The sequence below is a fragment of the Fructobacillus pseudoficulneus genome (assembly GCF_900108455.1).
GTDB lineage: Bacteria > Bacillota > Bacilli > Lactobacillales > Lactobacillaceae > Fructobacillus > Fructobacillus pseudoficulneus.
This window is the reverse complement of sequence record NZ_FNWS01000004.1, coordinates 89686-113632: the sequence shown is the minus strand read 5'-3', so window position 1 is coordinate 113632 and position 23947 is coordinate 89686. Positions and strand designations below refer to the sequence as shown.

The 23947-nt window shown below is 46.7% G+C and carries 19 protein-coding genes and 1 tRNA gene; 17 read left to right on the top strand and 3 right to left on the bottom strand.

What is annotated here, in order from left to right:
* Positions 1-17: 17 nt before the first annotated feature.
* Both BLW39_RS04820 and BLW39_RS04815 read left to right on the top strand, forming a co-directional pair.
* Positions 18-91, top strand: a tRNA-Ile gene (locus BLW39_RS04820).
* 63 nt (positions 92-154) lie between these two features.
* Positions 155-1180, top strand: a complete 1026-nt coding sequence (locus tag BLW39_RS04815) for a DUF2075 domain-containing protein (protein WP_083377484.1) — start codon at positions 155-157, stop codon at positions 1178-1180.
* A gap of 215 nt (positions 1181-1395) precedes the next feature.
* On the opposite strand, the gene BLW39_RS04810 is transcribed toward BLW39_RS04815, so the two are convergent.
* Positions 1396-2169: a TIGR01457 family HAD-type hydrolase gene (locus tag BLW39_RS04810; protein ID WP_059378835.1), complete on the bottom strand. Its 774-nt coding sequence runs from the start codon at positions 2167-2169 to the stop codon at positions 1396-1398.
* 145 nt (positions 2170-2314) lie between these two features.
* On the opposite strand from BLW39_RS04810, the gene BLW39_RS04805 reads away from it, so the two are divergent.
* Both BLW39_RS04805 and BLW39_RS04800 read left to right on the top strand, forming a co-directional pair.
* Complete coding sequence (locus BLW39_RS04805; RefSeq protein WP_059378833.1) at positions 2315-4495, top strand: LTA synthase family protein; 2181 nt, start codon at positions 2315-2317, stop codon at positions 4493-4495.
* A gap of 58 nt (positions 4496-4553) precedes the next feature.
* On the top strand, positions 4554-5447 hold the full coding sequence (locus BLW39_RS04800; protein ID WP_059378860.1) for an RluA family pseudouridine synthase: 894 nt from the start codon (positions 4554-4556) through the stop codon (positions 5445-5447).
* Positions 5448-5493: 46 nt separating this feature from the next.
* Here the strand turns inward: BLW39_RS04800 and BLW39_RS04795 are convergent, their stop codons facing one another.
* A complete protein-coding gene (locus tag BLW39_RS04795; protein WP_059378832.1) occupies positions 5494-6207 on the bottom strand; it encodes an aquaporin in 714 nt (237 codons plus the stop codon).
* Between the two features lie 101 nt (positions 6208-6308).
* Positions 6309-8378: a copper-translocating P-type ATPase gene (locus BLW39_RS04790; RefSeq protein ID WP_409360011.1), complete on the bottom strand. Its 2070-nt coding sequence runs from the start codon at positions 8376-8378 to the stop codon at positions 6309-6311.
* 595 nt (positions 8379-8973) lie between these two features.
* Between BLW39_RS04790 and BLW39_RS04785 the strand changes: the two genes are divergently transcribed.
* From BLW39_RS04785 to BLW39_RS04730, 13 genes are all read left to right on the top strand, one after another.
* Positions 8974-10290: a chloride channel protein gene (locus tag BLW39_RS04785; protein WP_059378830.1), complete on the top strand. Its 1317-nt coding sequence runs from the start codon at positions 8974-8976 to the stop codon at positions 10288-10290.
* 239 nt (positions 10291-10529) lie between these two features.
* Positions 10530-11018: a 5-(carboxyamino)imidazole ribonucleotide mutase gene (gene purE / locus BLW39_RS04780; RefSeq protein WP_059378825.1), complete on the top strand. Its 489-nt coding sequence runs from the start codon at positions 10530-10532 to the stop codon at positions 11016-11018.
* Positions 11015-12139, top strand: a complete 1125-nt coding sequence (purK, locus tag BLW39_RS04775) for a 5-(carboxyamino)imidazole ribonucleotide synthase (protein ID WP_059378823.1) — start codon at positions 11015-11017, stop codon at positions 12137-12139. The genes purE and purK overlap by 4 nt, the downstream gene beginning before the upstream one ends.
* Before the next feature lie 18 nt (positions 12140-12157).
* A complete protein-coding gene (locus tag BLW39_RS04770; protein ID WP_059378822.1) occupies positions 12158-12910 on the top strand; it encodes a phosphoribosylaminoimidazolesuccinocarboxamide synthase in 753 nt (250 codons plus the stop codon).
* A gap of 15 nt (positions 12911-12925) precedes the next feature.
* Positions 12926-13174 (top strand): phosphoribosylformylglycinamidine synthase subunit PurS, encoded by a 249-nt coding sequence (gene purS / locus BLW39_RS04765; RefSeq protein WP_059378821.1) that lies wholly within the window; start codon positions 12926-12928, stop codon positions 13172-13174.
* Positions 13175-13188: 14 nt separating this feature from the next.
* A complete protein-coding gene (purQ, locus tag BLW39_RS04760) occupies positions 13189-13863 on the top strand; it encodes a phosphoribosylformylglycinamidine synthase subunit PurQ (RefSeq protein ID WP_059378819.1) in 675 nt (224 codons plus the stop codon).
* A 32-nt stretch (positions 13864-13895) separates the two neighbouring features.
* On the top strand, positions 13896-16139 hold the full coding sequence (purL, locus tag BLW39_RS07060) for a phosphoribosylformylglycinamidine synthase subunit PurL (RefSeq protein WP_242975640.1): 2244 nt from the start codon (positions 13896-13898) through the stop codon (positions 16137-16139).
* A 12-nt stretch (positions 16140-16151) separates the two neighbouring features.
* Entirely contained in the window at positions 16152-17681 is a 1530-nt protein-coding gene (purF, locus tag BLW39_RS07055) for an amidophosphoribosyltransferase (protein ID WP_059378817.1), read from the top strand.
* A 13-nt stretch (positions 17682-17694) separates the two neighbouring features.
* Positions 17695-18753: a phosphoribosylformylglycinamidine cyclo-ligase gene (gene purM / locus BLW39_RS04750; protein WP_059378815.1), complete on the top strand. Its 1059-nt coding sequence runs from the start codon at positions 17695-17697 to the stop codon at positions 18751-18753.
* The gene (gene purN, locus BLW39_RS04745; RefSeq protein WP_059378813.1) at positions 18738-19343 is read left to right on the top strand and encodes a phosphoribosylglycinamide formyltransferase; all 606 of its coding nucleotides are present in this window, start codon (positions 18738-18740) and stop codon (positions 19341-19343) included. The genes purM and purN overlap by 16 nt, the downstream gene beginning before the upstream one ends.
* Positions 19340-20866 carry a bifunctional phosphoribosylaminoimidazolecarboxamide formyltransferase/IMP cyclohydrolase gene (purH, locus tag BLW39_RS04740; protein ID WP_059378811.1) on the top strand — a complete coding sequence of 509 codons (1527 nt, stop codon included), beginning with the start codon at positions 19340-19342 and terminating at the stop codon, positions 20864-20866. Before purN ends, purH begins: the two co-directional genes overlap by 4 nt.
* A gap of 18 nt (positions 20867-20884) precedes the next feature.
* Positions 20885-22147, top strand: coding sequence for a phosphoribosylamine--glycine ligase (gene purD, locus BLW39_RS04735; RefSeq protein WP_059378809.1), 1263 nt, complete (start codon positions 20885-20887; stop codon positions 22145-22147).
* Between the two features lie 9 nt (positions 22148-22156).
* The gene (locus BLW39_RS04730; RefSeq protein ID WP_059378808.1) at positions 22157-23824 is read left to right on the top strand and encodes a formate--tetrahydrofolate ligase; all 1668 of its coding nucleotides are present in this window, start codon (positions 22157-22159) and stop codon (positions 23822-23824) included.
* Positions 23825-23947: the final 123 nt, after the last annotated feature.

Here is a 23947-nt window from a genome sequence, read left to right as displayed (position 1 = left end):
CAAGTAGCCGAAGAGATGGGCCATTAGCTCAGTTGGTTAGAGCGCTGTGTTGATAACGCAGAGGTCCCAGGTTCGAGTCCTGGATGGCCCATGATAAAAAAGGAAGACGTTTGTCTTCCTTTTTTTGTCCTTATAAAACAGTTATACTAAAAATATGAAAGAGCATATTGAGAAAAATTTATCCGTCTTTGACCGTACCGATTTTTCGGCTGAGCAAAGCCGGGTTTTAGATGAGTTACAAGAATATATTGTCAATTCCTTGGCAGATAAGGATCACTATGTCGCCATTATTCAAGGTGCAGCAGGGACTGGCAAGTCAGTCGTTTTAACGAAATTATTCAAAACAATTCGTGATGGAAAGTCCGATAAGCAGAGCCCCTTCTTTAATTTAAAAACGGCCTTTACAGTCAACCATCCCGAGTTATTAAAGGTTTATCAGGATATGGGGGCCAAGTACTCGAATATCTATAAGAAGGACTATCAACGTCCGACATCAATCATTAATTCTTTGGACAAAACTGGAGAAAATCTTGATGTGCTCTTTATTGATGAAGGGCACTTGTTATTGACGAAACCAGAACCATACATTAAGTTTACACAGGATAATCAGTTGACTGAATTGATTCGCCAAGCCAAAGTCGTAGTCGTTGTCTTTGACTTTGCCCAGGTTATTCAAAGTAAGATGTATTGGGACCAGGAATTGTTGGACGAAATTGTTAAAGATGTCCCACATAAGTTCTTTCATTTGGACTTTCAATACCGGATGGATGCGCCAGTTGCTGTAAAGGAATGGATTGACGCATTTGCTGAAGGTAAATTATTACCTTTGCCAAGTGAAGCGGAACAGCAGGGTTATGATTTGGAAATTTTTGCCCGTGCCGATGATTTATTCACAAAACTGAAGCAAGTCGACAGAGAAATCGGGATGGCGCGGGTCGTTTCAACGACTGGCTTTGATCACGATGAGTCCGGCAGGCATCACGTGGTGATGGATGGCTTTGACCAGCCTTGGGATGAGTATGACCCGCAGGAATTGACCTGGGCCAAACGGCCGGAGTCGATTAATGAAGTTGGTTCAATTTATACTGTTCAAGGCTTTGACTTAAATTTGGTCGGTCTTTTGTTGAGTCCGGCTTTTGAATACGATGCTGACCATGACCGGATTTGGGTGATCTCATAGAAAGTCATCCACCGAGAAATTTATAAAAAATCACCGCATTTGCAGGGCACTAAAGCGATTGCCCAGGCCAAACAAGACTTTATGCTGAATGCCCTAAATATTCTAGCTAAAAGAGGCCGTCATGGTTTGTACATTGCCGCGGCAGACCCGGCGCTGCGGAAACGATTATTAGAATTAAGCAAATAAAAAAACAGTCTTCGGACTGTTTTTTTTGTTTAATCAAATGACCATTCATCAAAGTTGTTGATTTCGTGAGAGGGTTTGTCACTTAGCTTAGCGATTTCCTCTGGCTTTGAGACGCCGGTATAAACCAAAAGAGTGTCTAAGTTATTTTTGATACCTGCTAGAATATCAGTATTATAGTTATCACCAACCATAATTGGCTTTTGTGGTTGGTTTAATCGAGCCAAAGCGCCCTCCATGATCGGTGCTTCGGGCTTAGCGATAATGGTCGGCTCAACACCAGTCGCGGTGACAACAGCTGCAACTAGTGAGCCAGCTCCCGGTAGCATGCCTTTTTCGCTTGGCAAATTTGTATCGGCATTGGTTGCGATAAATTTAGCACCACGGCTAATGGCAAAGGTTGCCTCTTGCAACTTTTGATAGTTAAATTCACGGTCGAGACCCATGACAACGTAACTTGCCTGATCAGCTGGTCCAACAGGAATTTCAGCTTTTGCAAAAGCATCCTTTAAACCAACTTCACCAATGAGGTAAACCGATTGGTTGTTGGTCCGTAAGCCCTTAACATAGTCCGCCGTTGCCAGTGCTGAAGTATAGACTTGGTCTGGTCGGGTTGGGATACCGTGTTGCTTGGTTAAGTTGTCAGCAACAGTTTCGGGCGTTTTTGTCGAATTATTGGTAACAAATAAGTAAGGAATTTCTGCTTGATTTAGTCGGTTAATAAACCGTTTAGCGGCCGGGATTGGTTGGCTACCGTGGTAAATTGTACCATCAAGGTCGATGAGATAGGCGTCATATTTCGGCATCAGAACGCTCCTTTGCTTCTTTCAGATTAGTTATATTGTCACGTATTTATGTTGAATTAGCAAGAAAAAGAGAATAGAATAAAAATCTGGTCTAGATGTAAATTTAGCTGAAAACCCTTAAAAATAAAGGTATAATAACACTATTATGAAAAATGTTTTTAAAAATTTGCCGAGCTTTGTGAAGCAAATCTTCACAAAAAGTTGCCAGGCAATCAATACACGGCTGGGCTTCTACGTCCTAGTCGTTATTTTAATGGTTCTTAAGACCTTATTTGCGTATGGAATGGACTTTAGTTGGTTACACGTTTCAAGCCCTTACCAGGTCTTTTTGATGTTGATTAATCCAATTGGCTTTAACATGCTTGTGTTAGCACTGCCGTTGTTCTTCAAAAATAAACATCTTTTTTATGGTGGCATGATGGCCCTTTCGGCCGGACTCACGACATTCCTGTATATTAGTATTGTTTACTTCCGTGAATTCACGGACTACATGAGTGTCAACGTTATCCTGAATTACTCTTCTGTCAATCAGGGAGGAAAAGCAGCCGGTGCCATTAGTTTTAACGGCCATGACTTCTTATACTGGATTGACTTAGTAATCCTCTTGGTTTTGTTGTTGACGAGGCGGATTAAGCAGGATGCGCGACCAATTCGGACTGGTAAGATTTTCACTTTAATGGCCGCCGGTTGGCTCGTGATCATTGCCAATTTAGCTTTGGCAGATATCGACCGACCACAATTGCTCACACGGCAATTTGACCGGGAATACCTGGTTAAGTATCTTGGAATCGGCCCATTTACAGCCTTAGATGGCTATAATACCTTTACGACCAGTCAAGTTCGTAAAAAGGCCAAGCCGGAAGAACTCGATAAGGTCAAGAAGTACGTTCAAGAAAACTATGCGGGTATGAATCCAACCTATGCTGGTAAGGCAAAGGGTAAGAATGTCATCGTCATTCATTTGGAATCATTCCAACAATTTGCTATCGATAAAAAGATCAATGGACAAGAAGTGACACCGTTCTTGAACTCGCTGTACCACAGCTCAGATTCAATCTCATTTGATAATTTCTTCCACCAGGTTGGTCAAGGAAAGACTTCTGATGCGGAAAACTTGATGGAAACCTCAACCTATGGTTTGCCACAGGGATCGCTCTTTGCCAAGCTTGGGAATGATCAAACCTTCCAAGCAATGCCGGCCATCTTGAACCAGCGGGAAGGGTATTCATCGGCGGTCTTCCACGGTAACACTGGTTCCTTCTGGAACCGGACAAATGTTTATAAGAACATGGGTTACCAAAATTGGATTTCTGGGGAATACTTCGATACTGCAGGGAAAAAGTCAACGGCTTGGGGTCTTAAGGATAAGTTGCTCTTTAAGGATTCTGTTCCGTATTTGGAACACTTGCAGCAGCCGTTTTACGCCAAATATATTACGGTCTCAAACCACATCCCATATGAAATTGACAAGGATGATCAGGACCCTAATTTCCAAACAACTAATTCTGGATCGAAGTATATTGATAATTACTTTGTTACTAACCATTACCTTGACCAGGCCGTTAAGGAATTCTTTGACTACTTGAAGAATTCTGGCCTGTACGACAATACAATGGTTGTCCTTTATGGGGACCACTTTGGCATTAATAATTCTGATAGCAAGTATTTGGCCCCAATCTTGGGTAAGGATCCAGATAATTGGACGGACCTCGACAATGAAAATCTGCAACGAACACCATTGATTATTCACGTACCAGGATTGAAGAATGGTGGCATTAACCATACTTATGGTGGGGAAGTGGATGTTGCGCCGACGATTGAACATTTGCTTGGTATTTCGAGTGAACGTTATATCCAATTCGGTCAGGACTTGCTGTCAACCAGCCGAAGCCAATTGGTGGTCATGCGTAATAAGGATTGGATAACGCCGGAATACGCTTCAATTTCCGGAACAATTTGGGATACGAAGTCCGGCCAAAAGATCACAGACCCTACTCCTGAACAACAAAAGTTGTTCAATAAGTATCAGGCAGAAGCAAATGAAAAGTTAGCAATGTCTGATTCATTGAACCAAAAGAACTTGCTGCGCTTCTACCATCCATTAGGATTTAAAGCAGTGGACGCAGCGGCCTATGATTATTCAAAGACGAAGACCTTGAATCGTTTGAAGAAGGCTAGTGAAAATAAGGATAGTACATCGTTGATTAGCCAAAATGGTGGACAAAGTACAGTTAGTGAGTATATTACTGACGCACCGGAAATCAACGACGATCCTTCATCGACAGCGACGGATTATGATGGGGCTGCCAAAGCCTTTCTTAATTAAGTCGTCAACAAAATCAGGAAGAAATTCCTGATTTTTTATTAGGAAAATGCCAAAAGAAATGATTTATCAAAAAAATATCACAATGGGTGCGGAATTTGCTGATTATTCTATTAAAGAATATTTGCAAAAAATATACCTTCCCAAACATTTAAAGGGATATCTCCGGCAGGAACGTCAATTTAAACTGAATGGCGTTGTCAGCTCTACGGCAGCGGTTTTAAAAGCGGGTGACAGTCTAACGCTGAGTTTTGAACAAAGCGCATTTGGCGAGGCTCAGGGCCCCTATCCAGCCAATCCTGGCAAACGAGTCGAGCTAGTCTATGAAGACGATGACCTAGTGGTAGCGGTCAAGCCAGCTGGAATGAAGATGCACCCACACTCGCCGACCGAGCATGATACGCTGTTAAATTACTTAACAGCAGACTTTAACCAGCGCGGTTGTCAATCGGCCGGGCAGCTCGCGCAGGCCTTCATGGTCCACCGGTTGGATCGGGCGACGTCGGGTCTGGTGATTGTGGCGAAAAATCCGATTGTGGTACCAATCCTAAACCGTTTGATTAAAGAAAAAAGAATCCAGCGACGCTACTTTGCCAAAGTCGTTGGCGAGTTTGAAGAAGCGGCAGGAGTTTTTGATCAAGCAATCGGGGCCCATCCAACTGATGAACGCTTGCGCTGGGTCAGTCAAGACGGGAAAGCGGCGCGAACGAGTTATTGGCTGCGCGCTGAAGAAGTGCATGACGGTCAGAAGCAGTCGTTAGTCGAACTGCAATTAGAAACGGGCCGGATGCACCAAATTCGTGTGCACCTCGCCGCGGCCGGTCATCCAATCCTTGGAGACGAGTGGTACGGTGGGTTGCCCGTTAACCGGTTATACCTACACTCAGAATGGTTGCTGTTGGTTCTTCCGTTTACGCAAGAAAAGATAAAGGTAGAATTACCGCCAAATTGGTAAACAAAAAAAGGATTGCTCATTTGAGCAATCCTTTTTTATGCGAATTTTATTCTTCAATTGGCTTTGGTGCGAGATACTTCATAACCAAACCAGCTAATGCTCCGGCAATGATTTCGACAATTAAGAAGAACCAAAGGTGAACAGAAGTTGATGAAAGGTTGAAGAACGCAGGGGCCAAGGCACGGGCTGGGTTAACCAATCCGGCAGTCAATGGGTAAGCAACGTAAGAAACAACCGCAAAAGTCATTCCCATAATTGCTGGGGCTTGCTTAGCATGCTTCTTCAATGCCAAGAGCGTAATCAAAACAAAGAGGAAAGTGAAGAAGAATTCAACTGCCAAACCAACTTGCAAAGAAGTAACCGTTGCAGATGGTTCAAGCGTTGTTAATACTTGAGAAGCCTTCACTGATGAGCTTGATGATGAAGAAGATGATGCCTGTGAGTTAATCACTGGGACCAAGGTGATAACGGCAAGTCCAAGACCAGCCAAAGCACCAAGGAGTTGTGACAAGATGTAAGCACCAAATTCTTTCCAAGTGATGTCCTTGTTGATTGCAGCACCAAGAGAGACGGCCGGGTTGAAGTGACCACCATGTGCCATTGGGCCAAAGATGAACATCAAGACAGCCAATGTCAGACCAAAGAGTCCCATGGCGTCAAACAGGTTACCTGTTTGGAATGTCTGAGTGTAAATCAAGGCCGTTGTCGTGAAAATCAACAAGAGGGCGGTTCCGAAGAATTCTGCAAAATATTTGCGCATAAAAAAAGCTCCTTTTTATTCTGTACAACTGCTAATTATACATTTTTAAAATAAAAGGAACTTTAAATTAAGAGAGATTTAACTTATTTTTATCTTTATCTTTATTTGTGCAAAGACAAAGCATTCACGGCAACCACGACTGTTGAAAGTGACATGACGATGGCACCAATTAATGGGTTGAGCATGATTCCAGCAAAGGAGAAGAGGCCAGCGGCGGTTGGAATGGCTAAGATATTATAGCCAGCTCCCCACCAAAGGTTTTCGACTTCCTTGCGGTTGGCGTTGTGGGCCAGGTTAATCAGATCGATAATTTTTGGTAGTGACTTAGAAATCAAAACCGCATCCGCCGAAGCTTGCGCCACATCGGTCCCTGCCCCAATTGCCACGGAAAGGTCTGCTTGAGCTAAGGCTGGTGAATCATTAATTCCATCACCAATCATCATGGTCTTGCCCTTTTGCTGATACTGCTTGACCAAATTAATCTTATCTTGTGGTGATACTTCGGCTTGAACGACGTCGATGCCGAGTTGTTCGGCCACTTTTTTGGCTGTTTTTTTGGCATCACCAGTGACTAAGACGGGTGTAATGTTATGGGCCTTTAATTGACTGACAAAGTCTTTAGCTGTTTCCTTAATGCTATCCCCAAGGGAGACAGCCGCTAGGACGCTGTTTCCATCAGTCAAATAAGAAATGGAACCGTCAGCGTTTAGTGGCTCAAAGCTAATTTGTTGCTGAGTGAGATAACGAGCTGAAACTAATGAGTATTTCTGACCACTAATTGTTCCAGAGATTCCGGCTCCGGCGATGGTTTGGACATCTTTACCGGCGCTAACAGTAATGTTTTCACTTTCAGCCTTTTGAACAATGGCTTCAGCCAATGGGTGAGAAGATTGTTGTTCAAGGGCAGCCATAATGGCTAAGGCATCCTTTTCAGCGATACCGTTAGTCACTAACTTTTGGACTTGGAAATGACCGTTGGTCAAAGTTCCGGTCTTGTCCATCAAAGCGTAATCAAGGTGCTTAGCGGAAAGAATGGCACCGTGCTTTTTGATCAAAATGCCATCCTTAGCGGCGATGGACTTTGTTTGTTGGATAACCAACGGAATTGCCAGGCCTAAAGCATGGGGGCAAGCAATAATTAAGGTAGTGACCGCAATGTTAAAGGCGGTCGTTAGGCCACTAATACTTGTCCAAATGATGAGAGCCAAGATGGCGGCGGTTAAACAAACCCAAAAGAGCCAGCCGGCAACTTTATTGGCCAGTGATTCGGCCTTTGAAGAACTCGCCTCGGTTTCATTTAAAGTCTGCTTGAGGTGACCGATAAAGGAATCGGCGCCAACCGCAGATACCTTGACGACCAGGGTTCCCTCGCCGTTGATGGTTCCACCGATGACAGTGGCGTTTTCAGCTTTCTTGACTGGCTTTGATTCACCGGTCATTAACGATTCATCGACTTGGCTGTTACCAGACAAAACGGTTCCATCGGCTGGGAATGATTCCCCTGCACGAACTTGCACTTCGGCGCCAGCCTTGAGCGAAGAAACGGGCATATCCATGTAGGAATCGCCGTGCTTCACGTGAGCAGTTGCCGGCGTCAACTTTGATAACTCGGAAGTGGCGTTACCAGCCTTCATCGTTGCCTGCATTTCAATCAAGTGACCGAGCAACATAATGACAACCAAGGTGGCAAATTCAAAGAAGTAGTCCATGGCATCGACCTTAAAGAAGGTCTTGGCGATAAAGGCATAGACGGAAACCCAGTAGGTCACCAGCAGCCCCATCGAAATCAGGGACATCATCGCTGGTTTTTTATTTTTAATTTCAATTTTAGCGCTGGAAAAGAATGGCTGGGTACCGACCACGTACATAGCGGTGGCCAAAATTAGAGTGACCCAGTTGGATCCAGGAAAAGTTAAGGTGAAGGGAAGGTCAACGCCCATGAAGGGGGCAACAAAGACGAGTGGAATTAGCAGGATTAATGACCACCAGAACCGTTGCTTCATGTTGCTATGATTCATTGGCATCCCACCCATGCCGGCCATGCTATGATCCATGTGCATATCACCCATATCGTGATTCATGTCCATGTGGGCCATCTCATTGCCTGAGTGGTCCATTTTCATGTCGCCCATGTCATGACCCATTTGCTGGTGATCCATGTGATGATTCATTTTTTCATGGTTCATCTGCATCGACTGGTCAGGTTGTGTGGAATGCTTGTCCTGATGGTCCATGTTCATTTGATGGTTTTCATGATGATCCATCTGCATGTGGTGGTTCTCTGATTTATCCATGTGGTCGTGGTTCATGCCAGCCATGTCCATGTCATCATGATGGTGATTCATGTGCATCTGAGCCATGCCATCATTTTGACGGTTTTGCTTTTTTTCGTCTGCCATATGAATTTTTCTTTCTAAAACTAATTTTTTCCTTTACTGGTCTAACTTAAAACAAAATATCAAAATATGCAAGGTATATGTCAAGAATCGGGCATAAAAAGATAAAGATGTCCCTTTAATAGCGAAAAAATCTGACAAGTTGAAAAAATTAAGAACAAAAACCAAATAAATGTAAGGGTGATTTTTTAGAATTGGTATAGTTTTTTTATGATAATAATAATGGTGATTTTATTGAGAAAATAGAGGGGAAAATCAACTTTATTTTGAAATAAATACCGGTAAAAATGCAGTCTAACAGCTTTTTTGTTAAAATTAATAGCGCTAATCAACACGATTAAAAAGAAACTACATATAAAAGAGGAAAATTATGTCAAAAGAAAAAGGTCAGGTGGCAACACCTGATGAGAAAGCAGAAGAAAGCGCCTTTTGGTCCTTGGGGATTACAACGCTTATCTTAGCCTTGGTTATTGGTTTGGCGGCTGTTTTGCTGTCACTCTTTTTAGACGTGGTCGAAGTGTTCTTTTTGAATTTTCATGAATCCTTTCGCCACTACAGTCCAAATGCGGCCAGCCCAATCCGCCGCTTGGTCTCATCGATTGTCGGAGCGGCCATTGCCGGTTTAGTTTGGTGGGCCATTCGTGCTCGTGGTAAGAAGATTGTTGGAATTAACGGCGCCCTCAAGGGGGAACAAATGCCACCAATCAAGACGGCATTGAATGTTTTGACCCAGATGTTTTTTGTTGGAACCGGTGGTTCAGTCGGCCGAGAATTAGCACCACGGCAGGCCGGGGTGATGTTGGCGCAAGTTTATCAGCAGAAAACCAGTAAGTGGGCCTGGTTGCACCTAAGCGCAGAAGACCAAAAGTTGCTGCTAGCGGCATCGGCTGGGGCCGGATTTGCCGGGGTGTATATTGCACCAATTACGGGGATGCTCTTTGCGGTGGAGTTACTGTTGAAGAAGGCTTCGGTCAAAACCATTTCGGTTTCCTTGATCATGTCGACCATTGCGGCATTGTTGGGGTCGTTGGTGAAGGGCTTTGATCCATATTATGCCTTGCTCCAAGACGGCCACTTTTCATTAATTCTATTAGTGGCTGCCTTGATTATTGGGCCGATTGCCGGAATCTTTGGTGCCTGGGCTAAGCAAGCTTTCGGTTGGGCTCAACAGTATCAAGCCAAGGGGCGGTGGTTGTGGTTAACGATGCCCTTGGTCGGGTTAGCCACTGGGTTGACTGCTTGGATTTTCCCTTACGTGATGGGCAATGGTCGGGCGACTGCTCAGTACGCCCTTTTACAAACTAACAATCATTTGTTGTACTTCTTTATCGCTCTGGGTTTGGCGAAGTTTGCCATGACCTTTCTGAGTCTTTATGGTGGTGGGACCGGTGGAACGCTAACGCCTTCGATTGCCTTGGGGGCAGTTGTTGGACTAGTCATGTCGGTCTTCTTGCAACCATTTTTGCCCGGGATTGCACCTTGGCAATTCGCTTTGATTGGGGCGGTGGCACTATTAGCCGCTTCACAACAGGCACCGTTAATGGCTATGTTCATGGTCTTTGAAATTAGCCATTTGGATTATTCGGCCTTAATTATCTTCGCCCTCGCCGTGGCATTGTCCTCAGCGACAGCTAAAATTTATTTGAACTGGTTTGACCGGCAACACAGTCAGACAGCGATGAACTAGATAAAAAGCAGCAGGTTTTCATAAACCTGCTGCTTTTTTTATTACAGATAATACATAGGAAAATAGCGGTTTTTTGACCAATGTTCGTCTTTTATGAATCAGAACGAAATTATATGAGAATTTTATTATTAAATAGCGAACACAAATTGTGTCAGTTTTGTTATCATGTGTTTAAAGCGAACTGCATTTTTATAAAGCGGATCTATTTCCATAAAAGACGAACAATTGGAGGAAAACGCATGACAGCGCGCGTAGCAGTGGTGATGGGATCAACCAGTGATTGGCCAACAATGAAGTTAGCCTTTGACCTGTTGGAAGAGTTGGGAATACAGGCAGAAAAGCATGTGATTTCCGCTCACCGGATGCCGGTTCAACTACAAGAATTTGGCCAAAACGCCCGAGAAAATGGCCTAGAAATTATCATTGCCGGAGCTGGTGGCGCAGCGCATTTGCCAGGAATGTTAGCGGCCAGCACAACGATTCCGGTGATTGGTGTACCGGTCAAGTCAAGTAACTTAAATGGCTTAGACTCGTTGCTTAGTATCGTGCAGATGCCAGGTGGTGTCCCAGTCGGCACCATGGCAATCGGAAATTCCGGTGCCAAGAACGCCGCCCTTTATGCCGCCTCAATCTTGTCCTTGCACGATGCAGCGGTTGCGGCCAATTTAGCCGACTTCCGTGCAGCTCAAACTGCTAGCTCGATTGAAAGCGAGGAGGACCTCAAATGACCGAAGCAAACCGTTACCTCCAACCAGGGTCGACCATCGGGATTATCGGTGGTGGTCAGCTCGGCCAAATGATGGCGCTGTCCGCAAAAGAAATGGGCTATAAGGTCGTGGTCTTAGACCCCACTCCTGACTGTCCGACTGCTCAAGTTTGCGATGAGCAAATTGTGGCCGAATATGACGACCAAGAGGCGCTCCAAGCCTTGGCAGACAAAGCGGATGTCTTGACTTATGAATTTGAAAACGTCAGCCAAGAGGCCTTGCGTAAGCTAACGCATGTCTACGTACCACAGGGCGTGCGTTTGCTGGAAATCACCAGTAATCGTTTAGCCGAAAAAACCTTTATTCGCGATGAAGCTCAGGTTCCCGTTGCCAAATTTGCCCGGGTAGAAAACCCAGCAGACTTGGACCAAGCCGTTGCCACAGTTGGCCTACCAGCCATCTTAAAAACCGTTAGTGGTGGTTACGATGGTCACGGTCAATTTGACTTAAACACGGCTGCTGATGTCACGAACTTGAAGGCCAACTGGCCGGGCGGCATCTTAATCTTAGAAGAAAAGATTGCCTTTACAAAAGAAATTAGTATTATGGTCAGCCAAACCCGTCAGGGACAGTTGATAACTTGGCCAATTTCGGAAAATGTCCACCAAAATCATATTTTGAAAACCTGCATGATTCCAGCAGATGTCAGTTCAGACTTGAACGACCGGGTTCACGCCATTGCTAAAACGATTGCGGAAAAGTTGGATTTGCGCGGCGTATTGGGAATTGAGCTCTTTGTTAACCAAGAAACTGATCAGGTTTGGGTTAATGAGTTGGCACCACGCCCTCATAACTCTGGGCACTATACGATTGAAGCATGTAATGTTTCTCAATTTGAGGGGCATATTCGCAGCATCGTTGGCCTACCAATCCCAACCATTACCTTGCACGGCCCAGCGATGATGGTTAACCTCTTGGGCGACGAGTTGCTTCAGGCCCGCCAAGCCTTCCCAGACTATCCAGAGTGGCACTTCCACGACTATGGCAAGGCTGCTGTTAAGCCAGGCCGAAAGATGGGCCACCTAACGGTGGTTGGCGCAACAGGAATCGACGATTTAAGCAAGTATTTCCAAACAATTTAAGCAGGAGAGTACGGAAAAATGACAGACAACGCAGTTGAATTCAACGGACAGACCATCACGAAGGGTGACTTGCTCTATGAAGGGAAGGCTAAGCAGGTCTTTGCTACGAGCGACCCAGCCATCCTTTGGATGCACTACATGGACCAGGTCACTGCTTTAAACGGTAAGGTCAAGGAAGAATATGCTGGTAAGGGACAGTTGAATAGTAATATTTCCAACCGTTTGTTCACTTACCTCGCTTCAAAAGGGGTGACACATCACTGGTTGGGCTCGGTTTCAGCTACGGACGAATTAGTTAAGAAGGTCGACATTATCCCGTTGGAAGTTGTCACACGGAACTACACGGCTGGTCACTTCGTGTCACGCTTTGGTGTTGAACCAATGCAAAAATTGACGCCCCGCGTTCAAGAACTTTACTACAAGTCAGACGAATTAGACGATCCATTCATGAATCAGTCACAGGCGATTTCACTTGGCTTTGCGAGCGAAGCGGATTTGAAAACCATCTTTGCTTTGGCTGATGAAGTCAACGAATTGTTGGTGGCTTTGTTTGAACAAATTGATATCACTTTGATCGACTACAAGTTGGAATTTGGTCGTTTGGCCGATGGACAAATCATCTTAGCTGATGAATTATCACCAGACAACATGCGTTTGGTTGACCAAAAAACTGGTAAATCTTTGGATAAAGATGTTTTCCGCCAAAAGCAAGGCGACTTGCGGGTTGGCTACCAAGACGTTTTGGAACGCCTTGAAGATGTGCTGAAGTAAAAGGAGTACAGCAAAATGTATTTGGCAAAAATCTACGTAACCTACAAGCCTTCAATCTTGGACCCGCAGGGTGTGGTCATCAAGTCAGCTTTGGAACGACTTGAATACCCAGGAATTGAAGATGTCAGTCAAGGAAAGTATTTCCAAGTGAAATTGACTGGTGCTGATCAGGCAACTGTTGCTAAGGAAGTTGAATCCTTAGTGGAAGCTTTGCTGATCAACCACAACACGGAAACCTATACTTACGATTTGGAAGAAATTTAAAAAGGAGAACACCCATGAAAGCTGCCGTTATTACTTTCCCAGGCTCAAACTGTGATATGGATATGTACCATGCGCTGGAATCTTTTGATGTGGCCGTTGATTTATTAGACGACCAGGCCAGCGATTTATCAGCCTACGACGCCATTTTTATTCCGGGTGGCTTTTCATATGGTGATTACCTCCGTTCTGGTGCCGTGGCAAAGTTCTCACCTGCGATGGATGCCGTTAAGGTCGCTGCTGACAATGGTCAGTTGGTGATTGGTATTTGCAACGGCTTCCAAATTTTGACGGAAGCAGGTCTGTTGCCAGGCCAATTGCTAGTGAACGAGCAACCCGGCTTTATCTGCGATGAAGTTAACTTGGTTGTCGAAAATGAAGATAGTAACTTCACGAATGTCTTGAAAAAGGGTGACGTCATCAAGGTACCAATCGCTCATGGCGAAGGGAACTACGTCACAGACGAAGCCACTTTGCAAGAATTGGAAGATAACCACCAGGTGATCTTCCGCTACCAGGAAAATGTGAATGGTTCAATGAACCGGATTGCCGGCATCACCAACAAGGCCGGTAATGTTTATGGCATGATGCCTCACCCAGAACGGGCCGTTGACGCCTTGACTGGCAATGACAGTGGCCGGGCCTTCTTTGAAAGTCTCTTAGCTGCCGTTGATCACAAAGCCCGCGCTTAAAGTTAAAACATCCGTTTTAAAGGAGAATTTGGATGAGTACCCAACAAACTAACCCAATGGCCAACGAGCCAAGTCCAGATATGATTGCTGAAAAGCGCATCTATGCGGATTGGGGTCTGACAGACCACGAATATGATTTGATTGTCGACCACCTCGGTCGCCGACCAAATTATACAGAGGCTGGTATTTTTTCTGGAATGTGGTCAGAACACTGCTCTTACAAGAAGTCAAAGCCAGCCTTGCGGAAGTTCTGGTCAAAAAATGACCGTGTTTTGCAAGGACCCGGTGAAGGGGCTGGAATTTTGGACATTGGGGATGGCCAAGCGGTCGTCTTTAAGGCCGAAAGTCACAACCACCCATCTTTCGTTGAACCATATGAAGGGGCTGCAACTGGAGTTGGTGGCATTTTGCGCGACATTTTCTCAATGGGTGCTCAGCCAATTGCCGTTTTGGATTCATTGCGCTTTGGTCAATTGGACAATGCCAAGACCCGGCAAATTGTTGACGGCGTAATTGCTGGAATCGCTGGTTACGGTAATGCGATTGGGATTCCCAATTTGGGTGGTGAAATTGCCTTTGATGAATCATACGCTGGTAACCCACTGGTCAACGTGATGTCCGTTGGGTTGGTGAACCAGGACGAAATGCAGGTCGGTCAAGCCAAGGGTTCAGGAAACACCATCATTTACGTTGGGGCTAAGACTGGCCGTGACGGGATTAACGGGGCTAGCTTTGCCTCAGCCGAATTCTCATCAACGGAAGAATCAGACCGTTCAGCCGTCCAGGTTGGTGATCCATTCTTGGAAAAGTTGGTGATGGATGCCACGATTGAGGCCATCCGCAAATACGGGCAAAGCATTATCGGAATCCAAGACATGGGGGCCGCTGGTTTGCTGTCTTCTAGTTCTGAAATGGCCTCAAAGGCGGGCACTGGAATCGAATTGAACCTTGATTTGGTACCACAACGTGAAGCTGCTTTGACACCCTATGAATTGATGTTGTCAGAATCTCAGGAACGGATGTTGATGGTTGTCCAAAAGGGTGAAGAACAACCAGTGATTGATCTGTTCAAGAAAGCTGGTTTGGACGCGGTTGAAGTTGGAACTGTGACCGACGATGAGCGCTACCGCTTGAACTTCCACGGAGAAACGGTGGCCGATGTTGATATCGACTTTTTGACGCATGCGCCAGAACCTAAGTTGGCCCAGGAAGAACCCGCTCGGTTGAAGACGGCCACGAAGGACCAGTACCAACCAAACGTGGCCGATGCCAAGCAGGTCTTGTTAGATTTGTTGGCCCAACCAACGATTGCTTCAAAGGCAAGTCTCTTCCGTCACTTTGACTCACAGGTGCGCGCCGATACGGTCGTTAAGCCTGGTGGGGATGCCGGTGTGACACGGATTCGTGGCACAAAGAAGGCCTTGGCCATGACCACCGATGTCAACAGTCGCTTTGCTTACTTGAATCCTTTTGTTGGGGGACAAATGGCCGTGGCCGAAGCCGCCCGTAATTTGGTGGCGACCGGGGCATTGCCAATTGGAATGACCGATTGTTTGAACTTTGGTTCACCTGATAATCCAGAAGTTTATTATGAACTCCACCAGTCGGTGGAAGGTATTACCGATATGGCGAAGCGCTTGAACACACCGGTCATTTCTGGAAACGTTAGTTTGTACAACGAAACCGACAACAAGGCCATTTTGCCAACGGCCATGGTCGGCATGGTTGGTTTGATTGCTGATAACCAAAACATTACCCGGGCTGAATTCCAGTCTGCTGGTGATCAAATTTATTTGGTTGGGGCAACGGCTGACAGCTTTAACGGAAGTGAAATTCAAAAGATGCAAACCGGTGAGATCGCCGGTCAGCTCTTTGACTTTGATGCGGCAGCCGAATTGGCAAACCAAAACTTTGTTTTGGCCGCAATCGAAGCGGGCAATGTTCATAGCGCCCATGATTTGAGCGAAGGTGGCTTGGCTGTTGCCTTAGCAGAGGCAACCTTTGCCCATGATTTGGGTGCTGAAGTGACCTTTGCTGGTAGCCAAGCCCAATTATTTGCGGAAACATCCGGTCGGTTTATTTTGACAGTACCGGCTGATAAAGTCGCAGCATTTGAACAACAAATGACCGAAACGTCCGCAATCGTGAACAAATTAGGCCAAGTAACGGCAGCTGGCGAAATTTCAATTCAGACCAATGATGGTCAATTGACGGTGGCCACAGAAACTGCCAAGGCAAGCTATCAAAATGCCATTCCGCAATTGATGGCTGAATAAGGAGTCGCACTGATGGATCAATATGTGAATGAAGTGACGGGGCAAGCCGCCTACTCATCATTAAATGAAGAATGTGGTATTTTTGGCGTTTGGGGTCGTGCCGACGCTGCTAATTTGACCTACTATGGCTTGCACGCTTTGCAACACCGTGGTCAAGAAGGGGCCGGGATCGTCGCCAACAACCAGGGCCACTTGTGGCAGGAACGCGGCATTGGCTTGGTGGCCGATGTCTTTGGTGACCCCCGCCGCTTGGAAGCCTTAAAGGGTGAGACCGCAATTGGCCACTTGCGCTATGCTACTGCTGGTGCCCATGGGATTGAAAATATTCAACCCTTGATGGCCAACTTCCATGATATGCAGTTGGCTTTGGCCCACAATGGGAATTTGACCAACGCGCAAACTTTGCGCAATCACTTGGAAGAAGAGGGGGCGATTTTCCAGTCGTCATCTGATTCCGAAATTATTTTGCACTTAATTCGCCGGTCAAAAGCCGACACATTTGATGAAAAAATTCAAGATGCCTTGAACCAGTTGCGTGGCGGGTTCGCTTTCTTGTTGCTGACGCCGCACGCCTTGTACGCCATGCTTGATCCCCACGGATTCCGTCCTTTTGTGATTGGGCAAATGCCGGATACCGGGTCATACGTGGTGACGTCAGAAACCGCTGCTTTGCACGTGGTGGGCGCCAAGTATGTCCGCGATGTTCAACCGGGTGAGCTGATTCGAATTGACCAAGACGGCATGAAGATTAGCCACTACACGGACAAGACGACTTTGAACGTCGACGTCATGGAATATGTTTACTTTGCCCGGCCAGATTCTGATATCCACGGGATTAATGTGCACCAGGCTCGTAAGCGGATGGGAGCAGCTTTGGCCAAGGAACAACCGGTGCCAAATGCGGACATCGTTGTTGGGGTGCCAAACTCAAGTTTGTCTGCCGCCAGCGGTTACGCCGAAGCGGCTGGTTTGCCAAATGAAATGGGCTTGGTGAAGAACCAGTACATCGCCCGCACCTTCATTGAAGCAACACAAGACAAGCGTGAACGTGCCGTGCGGATGAAGCTGTCAGCCGTTGAAGCGGTTGTCCGAGACAAGAACGTGGTCTTGGTCGATGATTCCCTCGTGCGTGGAACAACTTGCCGGTACATTGTCCGGATGCTCAAGGAAGCGGGTGCCAAGTCAGTTAACGTGCGCATTGCCAGCCCAATCTTTAAGTACCCAGCCTTTTATGGAATTGACGTGCAAACGCGCGCCGAATTGATGGGAAATAACCATACTTTGGCTGAAATGACGGAATTGATTGAGGCTGACTCACTTGAATTTTTGAGTAACGAGGCCTTGGTTGATTCGATCGGCCTACGTATGCCAAATGGGCAACCAGGTTTGACGACAGCTTACTTTAGCGGTCATTACCCAAGCCCAATTTATGATTACAGTCCAGAAATGGCAGAAGCAGCTGCTAGTGGGGAAGTTACCTTTGATGAGGAACCAATCAGCTTGTATGTTCCTGCCGATGCAGCGGAAGATTCAGGAAACTAAAGGAGCAAAGTAGATGGCAAAGAAGCAAAACGCTTACGAAGCCGCCGGCGTTGATATTGAAGCCGGTAACCAAGCGGTCGAACTCATGTCTGCTGCGGTACAAGAAACTTATACGCCAAATGTTCTTTCAGGCCTTGGTGGTTTTGGTTCAGTTTATGCCCTTGATGCTGGCCTCAAAGAGCCAGTTTTGATTTCAGGAACAGATGGGGTTGGGACCAAGTTGCTCTTGGCTATTGCCGCTAACCGCCATAACACGATTGGACAGGACCTGGTTGGGATGGTCGTTAACGACATTTTGGCCCAGGGTGCCAAGCCAGCCTTTATGCTTGATTATTTGGCAGTCGATAAAATGCGTCCAGCAGTCGCTGCTGAAATTGTGACTGGGATTGCGAAGGCTGCCAAGGAAGCCCAAATTGCCCTTGTTGGGGGTGAAAGTGCTGAATTACCAGGCCTGTACCAGCCACACCACTATGATTTGGCCGCCTTTGCCGTCGGAGTTGCCGAAAAGAGTCAACTGCTCAAGGCAGACGACGTCCAAGTTGGCGATGTTTTGATTGGTTTGCCATCTTCTGGGGTCCATTCCAATGGTTACTCATTGGTTCGCCAAGTCTTGGGCATTCATGACGATGCCAATGCCTTTAACGACTTGCCCGACTACTTGCAAGAGGAAGTTTTGGCACCAACCAAGCTTTATACCCACGCCCTGTGGCCTTTGATTCAAAAGGGTCTGGTTCACTCTGCTGCCCATATTACCGGTGGCGGTTTGGTGGAAAACTTGCCACGGGCCTTGCCGGCCAATGTGCAAGCCGAAATTAAATGGGGAACTTGGCCAATTTTGCCAATCTTTAAGAAGTTGCAAGAAGCTGGTCAATTGTCGGTTGACGACATGTTGCTAACCTTTAATAACGGTTTGGGAATGGTGTTGACGGTGAGCGCCGACCAGGCCGATGCCATCTTGGATTTGCTGGCAGAAAATGATGAACCAGCGTATAAGATTGGTGAAATTGTTGCCGCAGGACCGGGTGATGAAGCGGTAACCTTTACGGGGGATGCGCCATGGCCAGCCAAGTAGAAAAGCGGCCCGTGCGGTTGGCAGTCTTTGCCTCCGGGACGGGAACGAATTTTTCGGCCTTGCAGCAAGCGATTGTTGACCGGAATTTGCCGGCAGAAATTGTCTTGCTCGTTGTGGATCACCAGGATGCACCGGTGATTGACCGAGCCGCTAAGTGGAATATTCCGGTCTTTAAGGTCCGCTATCCCGGCTTTGAGAGTAAGACGGCGGCCGAAGAAGCGATTGTGGCCGAATTGAAGGCCTACCAAGTGGACGGGATTTTGTTGGCCGGTTTCTTGCGGATTATCACCGATACGCTGTTGGATGCCTTCCCACAAAAAATCGTCAACCTGCACCCGGCCTTGTTGCCGAAGTTTCCTGGGCGTCATAGCATCGAGGATGCTTATGAAGCTGGGGTCAGTCAAACCGGCGTGACGGTCCACTTTATCGATAACGGCATCGATACTGGTCCGGCCATCGCCCAAGAGGCTGTGGCGCGGTATCCAGAAGATTCCTTGGCCGACTTAGAAGAAAGAATTCATGCAGTTGAGCACCAACTTTATCCAGCAGTATTAGCTGATTTACTAGAAAAAGGGGTATTTTTACAATGAAACGGGCGTTGTTAAGTGTTTCAGATAAGACGGGCTTGGTCGACTTTGCCAAGCAGTTAGTGGCATTGGACTTTGAATTGGTATCAACTGGTGGGACCCACAAGGCTCTGGCCGATGCCGGTTTGGATGTGATTGGCATTGAAGACGTTACCAACTTTCCAGAAATGTTGGATGGTCGGGTTAAGACTTTGCACCCACGCGTCCACGGTGCCTTGTTGGCCCGGCGCGATTTGCCAGAACACATGGCCACTTTGAAGGAACATGACATCACACCAATTGACATGGTGGTAGTGAACCTTTATCCATTTAAGGAAACGATTTTAAAGCCAGATGTGACCGATGCGGATGCAATCGAAAACATCGATATTGGTGGACCATCAATGTTGCGTTCAGCAGCCAAGAACTTTGCGGCAGTCTTGCCAGTCGTTGATCCAACTGATTATGAAGCCGTTATCGCCCATTTGAAGAACGGTGAAGATGATCAAAAGTTCCGGCGCCAGTTGGCAACGAAGGTTTTCCAACACACTGCGGCTTATGATGCCTTGATTGCGTCATACTTAACTGACAAAGAATTCCCAGAACAATTAACGATTTCTGGTGAAAAGTTTGATGACATGCGTTATGGGGAAAACCCAGACCAAAACGCTGCGGTCTACACAAGCGCTTTGCCAGAAGAATATTCAATTTTGAATGCCAATATCTTGCACGGTAAGCAGTTGTCATACAATAACATCCGCGATGCCGATGCTGCCCTTCGGATTATTGCTGAATACGACGAGACAACGGTTGTAACGGTTAAGCACATGAACCCAGCTGGAATCGGTCAAGGGAAGAACATCGAAGAAACTTGGGACAAGGCCTTTGCAGCCGATGATATTTCAATCTTTGGTGGAATCGTTGCTTTGAACCGCGAAGTTGACCTAGCAACTGCCGAAAAGATGCATGCCATTTTCTTGGAAATCATCATCGCACCAAGCTTTACGGATGAAGCTTACGAAGTTTTGGCTAAAAAGAAGAACTTGCGTTTGTTGACTTTGCCATTTACAACAGACGTGCCAAACCGTACAGAAGTAACGTCAGTCTTGGGTGGCTTTGTTGCCCAAGACCGCGACTTGTTGTCTGAAACGGAAGCTGATTTCAAGGTTGTTTCAAAGGCTCAGCCAACTGCTGAACAACTCAAGGCAATGGTCTTTGCACAAAAGGCTGTTAAGCATACAAAGTCAAATGCGATTGTTGTTGCCCGCGAGGGTCAGACTCTTGGAGTTGGTGCGGGTCAACCAAACCGAATTGATTCCGTAAAGATGTCAATACAAAAGGCGAAGGCTAAGCCTGGCTTTGAAGATGCCGTTTTGGCATCGGATGCCTTCTTCCCAATGGACGATTCAGTGGCTTATGCCGCTGAAAATGGCATCAAGGCCGTTGTTGAACCTGGTGGCTCAATTAAGGACCAAGATTCAATCGCTAAGGCTGACGAACTTGGTTTGGTTTTGGTCTTCTCAGGTCGTCGTCACTTCAAGCATTAAGCAAGAGGAACAAATTCCATGTCAAAGGTATTAGTAATCGGTTCCGGTGCCCGGGAACATGCCCTGGCCCAAACATTTTTAAAGAGTCCGCAAGTTGATGAAGTCTTGGTTGCACCCGGTAATGACGGGATGCAAGAAACCGGACTAACTCGCTTGCCAATTGATGCCAACGATATCGTATCCTTGGTCCAAGCGGCCAAAGATCAACAAGTTGATTTGACCTTTGTTGGTAACGAGGACCCCCTCATCCTAGGAGTCGTTGACCGCTTTGAAGAGGCTGGTTTGAAAATTTTTGGTCCAAATGCGGTGGCAGCACAATTGGAGGGGTCAAAAACCTTTGCCAAGGAGATTTTGACAGCCAATGAGATTCCAACGGCCAAGGCTGTGACGGTGAATAGTCGTCAGGAAGCCAAAGATGCCATTTTGGAATTTGACTGGCCAATGGTCTTCAAGCTGGATGGTCTGGCTTTGGGTAAGGGTGTCACCATTATCAAAGACCAATCCAGTGCCGATGAATACTTGCAGAGCCTTTATCAGAAGGACCCAACGGCCAAATTGGTCATTGAGGAATTTCTCAATGGTGTCGAGTTTTCAATTTTCTCGCTCGTTGGTAAGGATGGGCAGGTCGTCCACGCACCGATGGCTCAAGACCACAAACGCCGTTATGACCACGACCGTGGTCCCAATACTGGTGGGATGGGGGCGTATAGTCCACTGTCATGGTTACGAGACAGCGATGCCGTTCAGACTGTTGATGAATTAGTCGATCCGATGTTGGCCGCAATGGCTGACCGTGGCACCCCCTTTACCGGGGTCTTGTACACTGGGGTTATGCTAACCGCTGCCGGTCCAAAGGTGATTGAATTTAACGTGCGCTTTGGTGACCCGGAGGCCCAGGTGGTCTTGCCCCAACTTGAATCTGACTTCTACCAAATGATTCTTGATTTGCTGGCCGGTAAGCGTCCAGAAGCCAACTGGCAAACAGATGATGTATACTTGGGTGTAGTGCTTGCTGCACCGGGTTATCCACAAGCACCTGAAAAAGGTGGTCAGGTACCAAGTGCTGCAGATTTGTCACCATTAACGGTGAATTATGCCGGGGCCAAAGCAACCGATGAAGGTTTGGTTGCTAACGGCGGTCGGGTGGCAACGGTGATTGCCCACGCCCAGGATACCCAAGCAGCTCAAGCAGCTGTTTACGATGTTTTGGATAAAACGTATGGAGACTTGGTTTATCGTCATGACATTGGTCATTGGGCGGTTGACCTTGGTAAAGAATAGGATGTGCCAATGAAAACAGATATCGAAATTGCACAAGAAGCGACAGCCTTACCCATCAGTGAAATTGCTGAAAAGGCTGGGTTGCAAGCACATGAAATCGAACCCTACGGCTACGATAAGGCCAAGATTAAGTTGGATCCTAAGGTTGCGCGTAAGCAGGACCTGGGCAAGCTAATTTTGGTGACGTCGATTAATCCAACGCCTGCCGGTGAAGGAAAGTCGACGGTCACAGTGGGCTTGGCCGATGCCTTGAGCCAAGCAGGTCATCAGACGATGATTGCCTTGCGTGAACCTTCTTTGGGCCCAGTAATGGGACTTAAGGGTGGGGCGACCGGTGGTGGCTACTCGCAAGTAATTCCGATGGCTGATATTAATTTGCACTTCACTGGTGATTTTCATGCGTTGACAAGTGCCCACAACACTTTGGCGGCGGCACTTGATAACAGCATTTACCAGGGAAATCCATTACACATCGACCCTCGTCGGATTTTGTGGAAGCGCGTTTTGGACATTAATGACCGTGCCTTGCGCCACACGACCATTGGACTTGGTGGTCCGACCTCTGGTGTGCCGCGAGAAGACGGCTTTGATATCACCGTTGCTTCAGAATTAATGGCGATTTTGACCTTGTCAACTGACTTGCAAGACTTGAAACACCGGATTGAAAAGATTGTTTTGGCCTACAACTATGATAAGGAACCGGTGACGGTTGCTGATTTGGGTGTGGCCGGCGCCTTGACCGTGCTGTTGAAGGATGCCATTAAGCCAAATTTGGTTCAAACTTTGGACCATACACCAGCCATTATTCATGGTGGTCCCTTTGCCAACATTGCCCAGGGAACGAATTCTGTTCAAGCAACCAAGACAGCTTTGCAGCTGGCTGATTATGTTGTGACGGAAGCAGGCTTTGGTGCTGATCTTGGTGGTGAAAAGTTTATGGACATTAAAGTGCCCCGCTTAGGCAAGGCACCGGATGCCGTAGTCGTCGTTGCCACTGTGCGTGCCTTGAAGCACCACGGGGGCGCAGCTTTGGCCGATTTGAACCAGGAAAACTTGTCTGCTTTGTCGGCAGGATTGGGAAATCTGGGACAAAATATTAAGGCGATGCAGCGCTATGGCCGGCCGGTTTTGGTGGCCGTTAACCGCTTTACGGCGGATACGGATGCCGAAATCAAGATGGTGGAAGACTTTGTTGCTGGATTAGGAGCACAAGCCTTCTTAGCTGACGTTTGGGCTCAGGGAGGAGCTGGTGCCGCTGACTTAGCCCAAGCAGTTGTGAAAACAATTGATGAAGCCAAGGCGGACTTTGTTCCCCTTTACCAAGCTGACGATGGTGCATTAGAGAAGTTGCAGGCCATCGTTCAAAACATTTATGGCGGCGCTGCCGTTGAATTATCTGCTAAAGCTGACAAGCAATTGAAGGACTTTGCCAAGCATGGTTGGGATAAATTACCAATCGTCATGGCCAAGACCCAGTATTCGCTGTCTGATGATCCGAAGAAATTAGGGGCACCAAAGGACTTTACGGTTCATATCCGTGAATTCGTGCCCAAATTGGGGGCTGGTTTCTTAGTGGCCCTCACTGGCTCGATTCTGACGATGCCAGGTTTGCCAAAGCATCCGGCAGCCTTGGACATCGATATTGATGAAAACGGTCAGATTACTGGTTTGTTTTAATTAGAAAAAAAGATTCTGTTGATTCAGAATCTTTTTTTATTTAATTGTTGACTCATCAAATTATCATGTTATAATAAATTTATCATTAAACAACGGTAGTAAAAGGAAAGGCGGTTCCTCATG

Bases quoted from the DNA above. Each gene is read 5' to 3' on its own strand.
- BLW39_RS04815 (WP_083377484.1), top strand. From the start codon at position 155: ATGAAAGAGCATATTGAGAAAAATTTATCCGTCTTTGACCGTACCGAT.
- BLW39_RS04785 (WP_059378830.1), top strand. From the start codon at position 8,974: ATGTCAAAAGAAAAAGGTCAGGTGGCAACACCTGATGAGAAAGCAGAA.
- purH (WP_059378811.1), top strand. From the start codon at position 19,340: ATGAAACGGGCGTTGTTAAGTGTTTCAGATAAGACGGGCTTGGTCGAC.
- purE (WP_059378825.1), top strand. From the start codon at position 10,530: ATGACAGCGCGCGTAGCAGTGGTGATGGGATCAACCAGTGATTGGCCA.
- purD (WP_059378809.1), top strand. From the start codon at position 20,885: ATGTCAAAGGTATTAGTAATCGGTTCCGGTGCCCGGGAACATGCCCTG.
- purM (WP_059378815.1), top strand. From the start codon at position 17,695: ATGGCAAAGAAGCAAAACGCTTACGAAGCCGCCGGCGTTGATATTGAA.
- BLW39_RS04730 (WP_059378808.1), top strand. From the start codon at position 22,157: ATGAAAACAGATATCGAAATTGCACAAGAAGCGACAGCCTTACCCATC.
- purS (WP_059378821.1), top strand. From the start codon at position 12,926: ATGTATTTGGCAAAAATCTACGTAACCTACAAGCCTTCAATCTTGGAC.
- purF (WP_059378817.1), top strand. From the start codon at position 16,152: ATGGATCAATATGTGAATGAAGTGACGGGGCAAGCCGCCTACTCATCA.
- BLW39_RS04790 (WP_409360011.1), bottom strand. From the start codon at position 8,378: ATGAATCATCACATGGATCACCAGCAAATGGGTCATGACATGGGCGAC.
- BLW39_RS04800 (WP_059378860.1), top strand. From the start codon at position 4,554: ATGATTTATCAAAAAAATATCACAATGGGTGCGGAATTTGCTGATTAT.
- BLW39_RS04770 (WP_059378822.1), top strand. From the start codon at position 12,158: ATGACAGACAACGCAGTTGAATTCAACGGACAGACCATCACGAAGGGT.
- purQ (WP_059378819.1), top strand. From the start codon at position 13,189: ATGAAAGCTGCCGTTATTACTTTCCCAGGCTCAAACTGTGATATGGAT.
- BLW39_RS04795 (WP_059378832.1), bottom strand. From the start codon at position 6,207: ATGCGCAAATATTTTGCAGAATTCTTCGGAACCGCCCTCTTGTTGATT.
- purL (WP_242975640.1), top strand. From the start codon at position 13,896: ATGAGTACCCAACAAACTAACCCAATGGCCAACGAGCCAAGTCCAGAT.
- purK (WP_059378823.1), top strand. From the start codon at position 11,015: ATGACCGAAGCAAACCGTTACCTCCAACCAGGGTCGACCATCGGGATT.
- BLW39_RS04805 (WP_059378833.1), top strand. From the start codon at position 2,315: ATGAAAAATGTTTTTAAAAATTTGCCGAGCTTTGTGAAGCAAATCTTC.
- BLW39_RS04810 (WP_059378835.1), bottom strand. From the start codon at position 2,169: ATGCCGAAATATGACGCCTATCTCATCGACCTTGATGGTACAATTTAC.
- purN (WP_059378813.1), top strand. From the start codon at position 18,738: ATGGCCAGCCAAGTAGAAAAGCGGCCCGTGCGGTTGGCAGTCTTTGCC.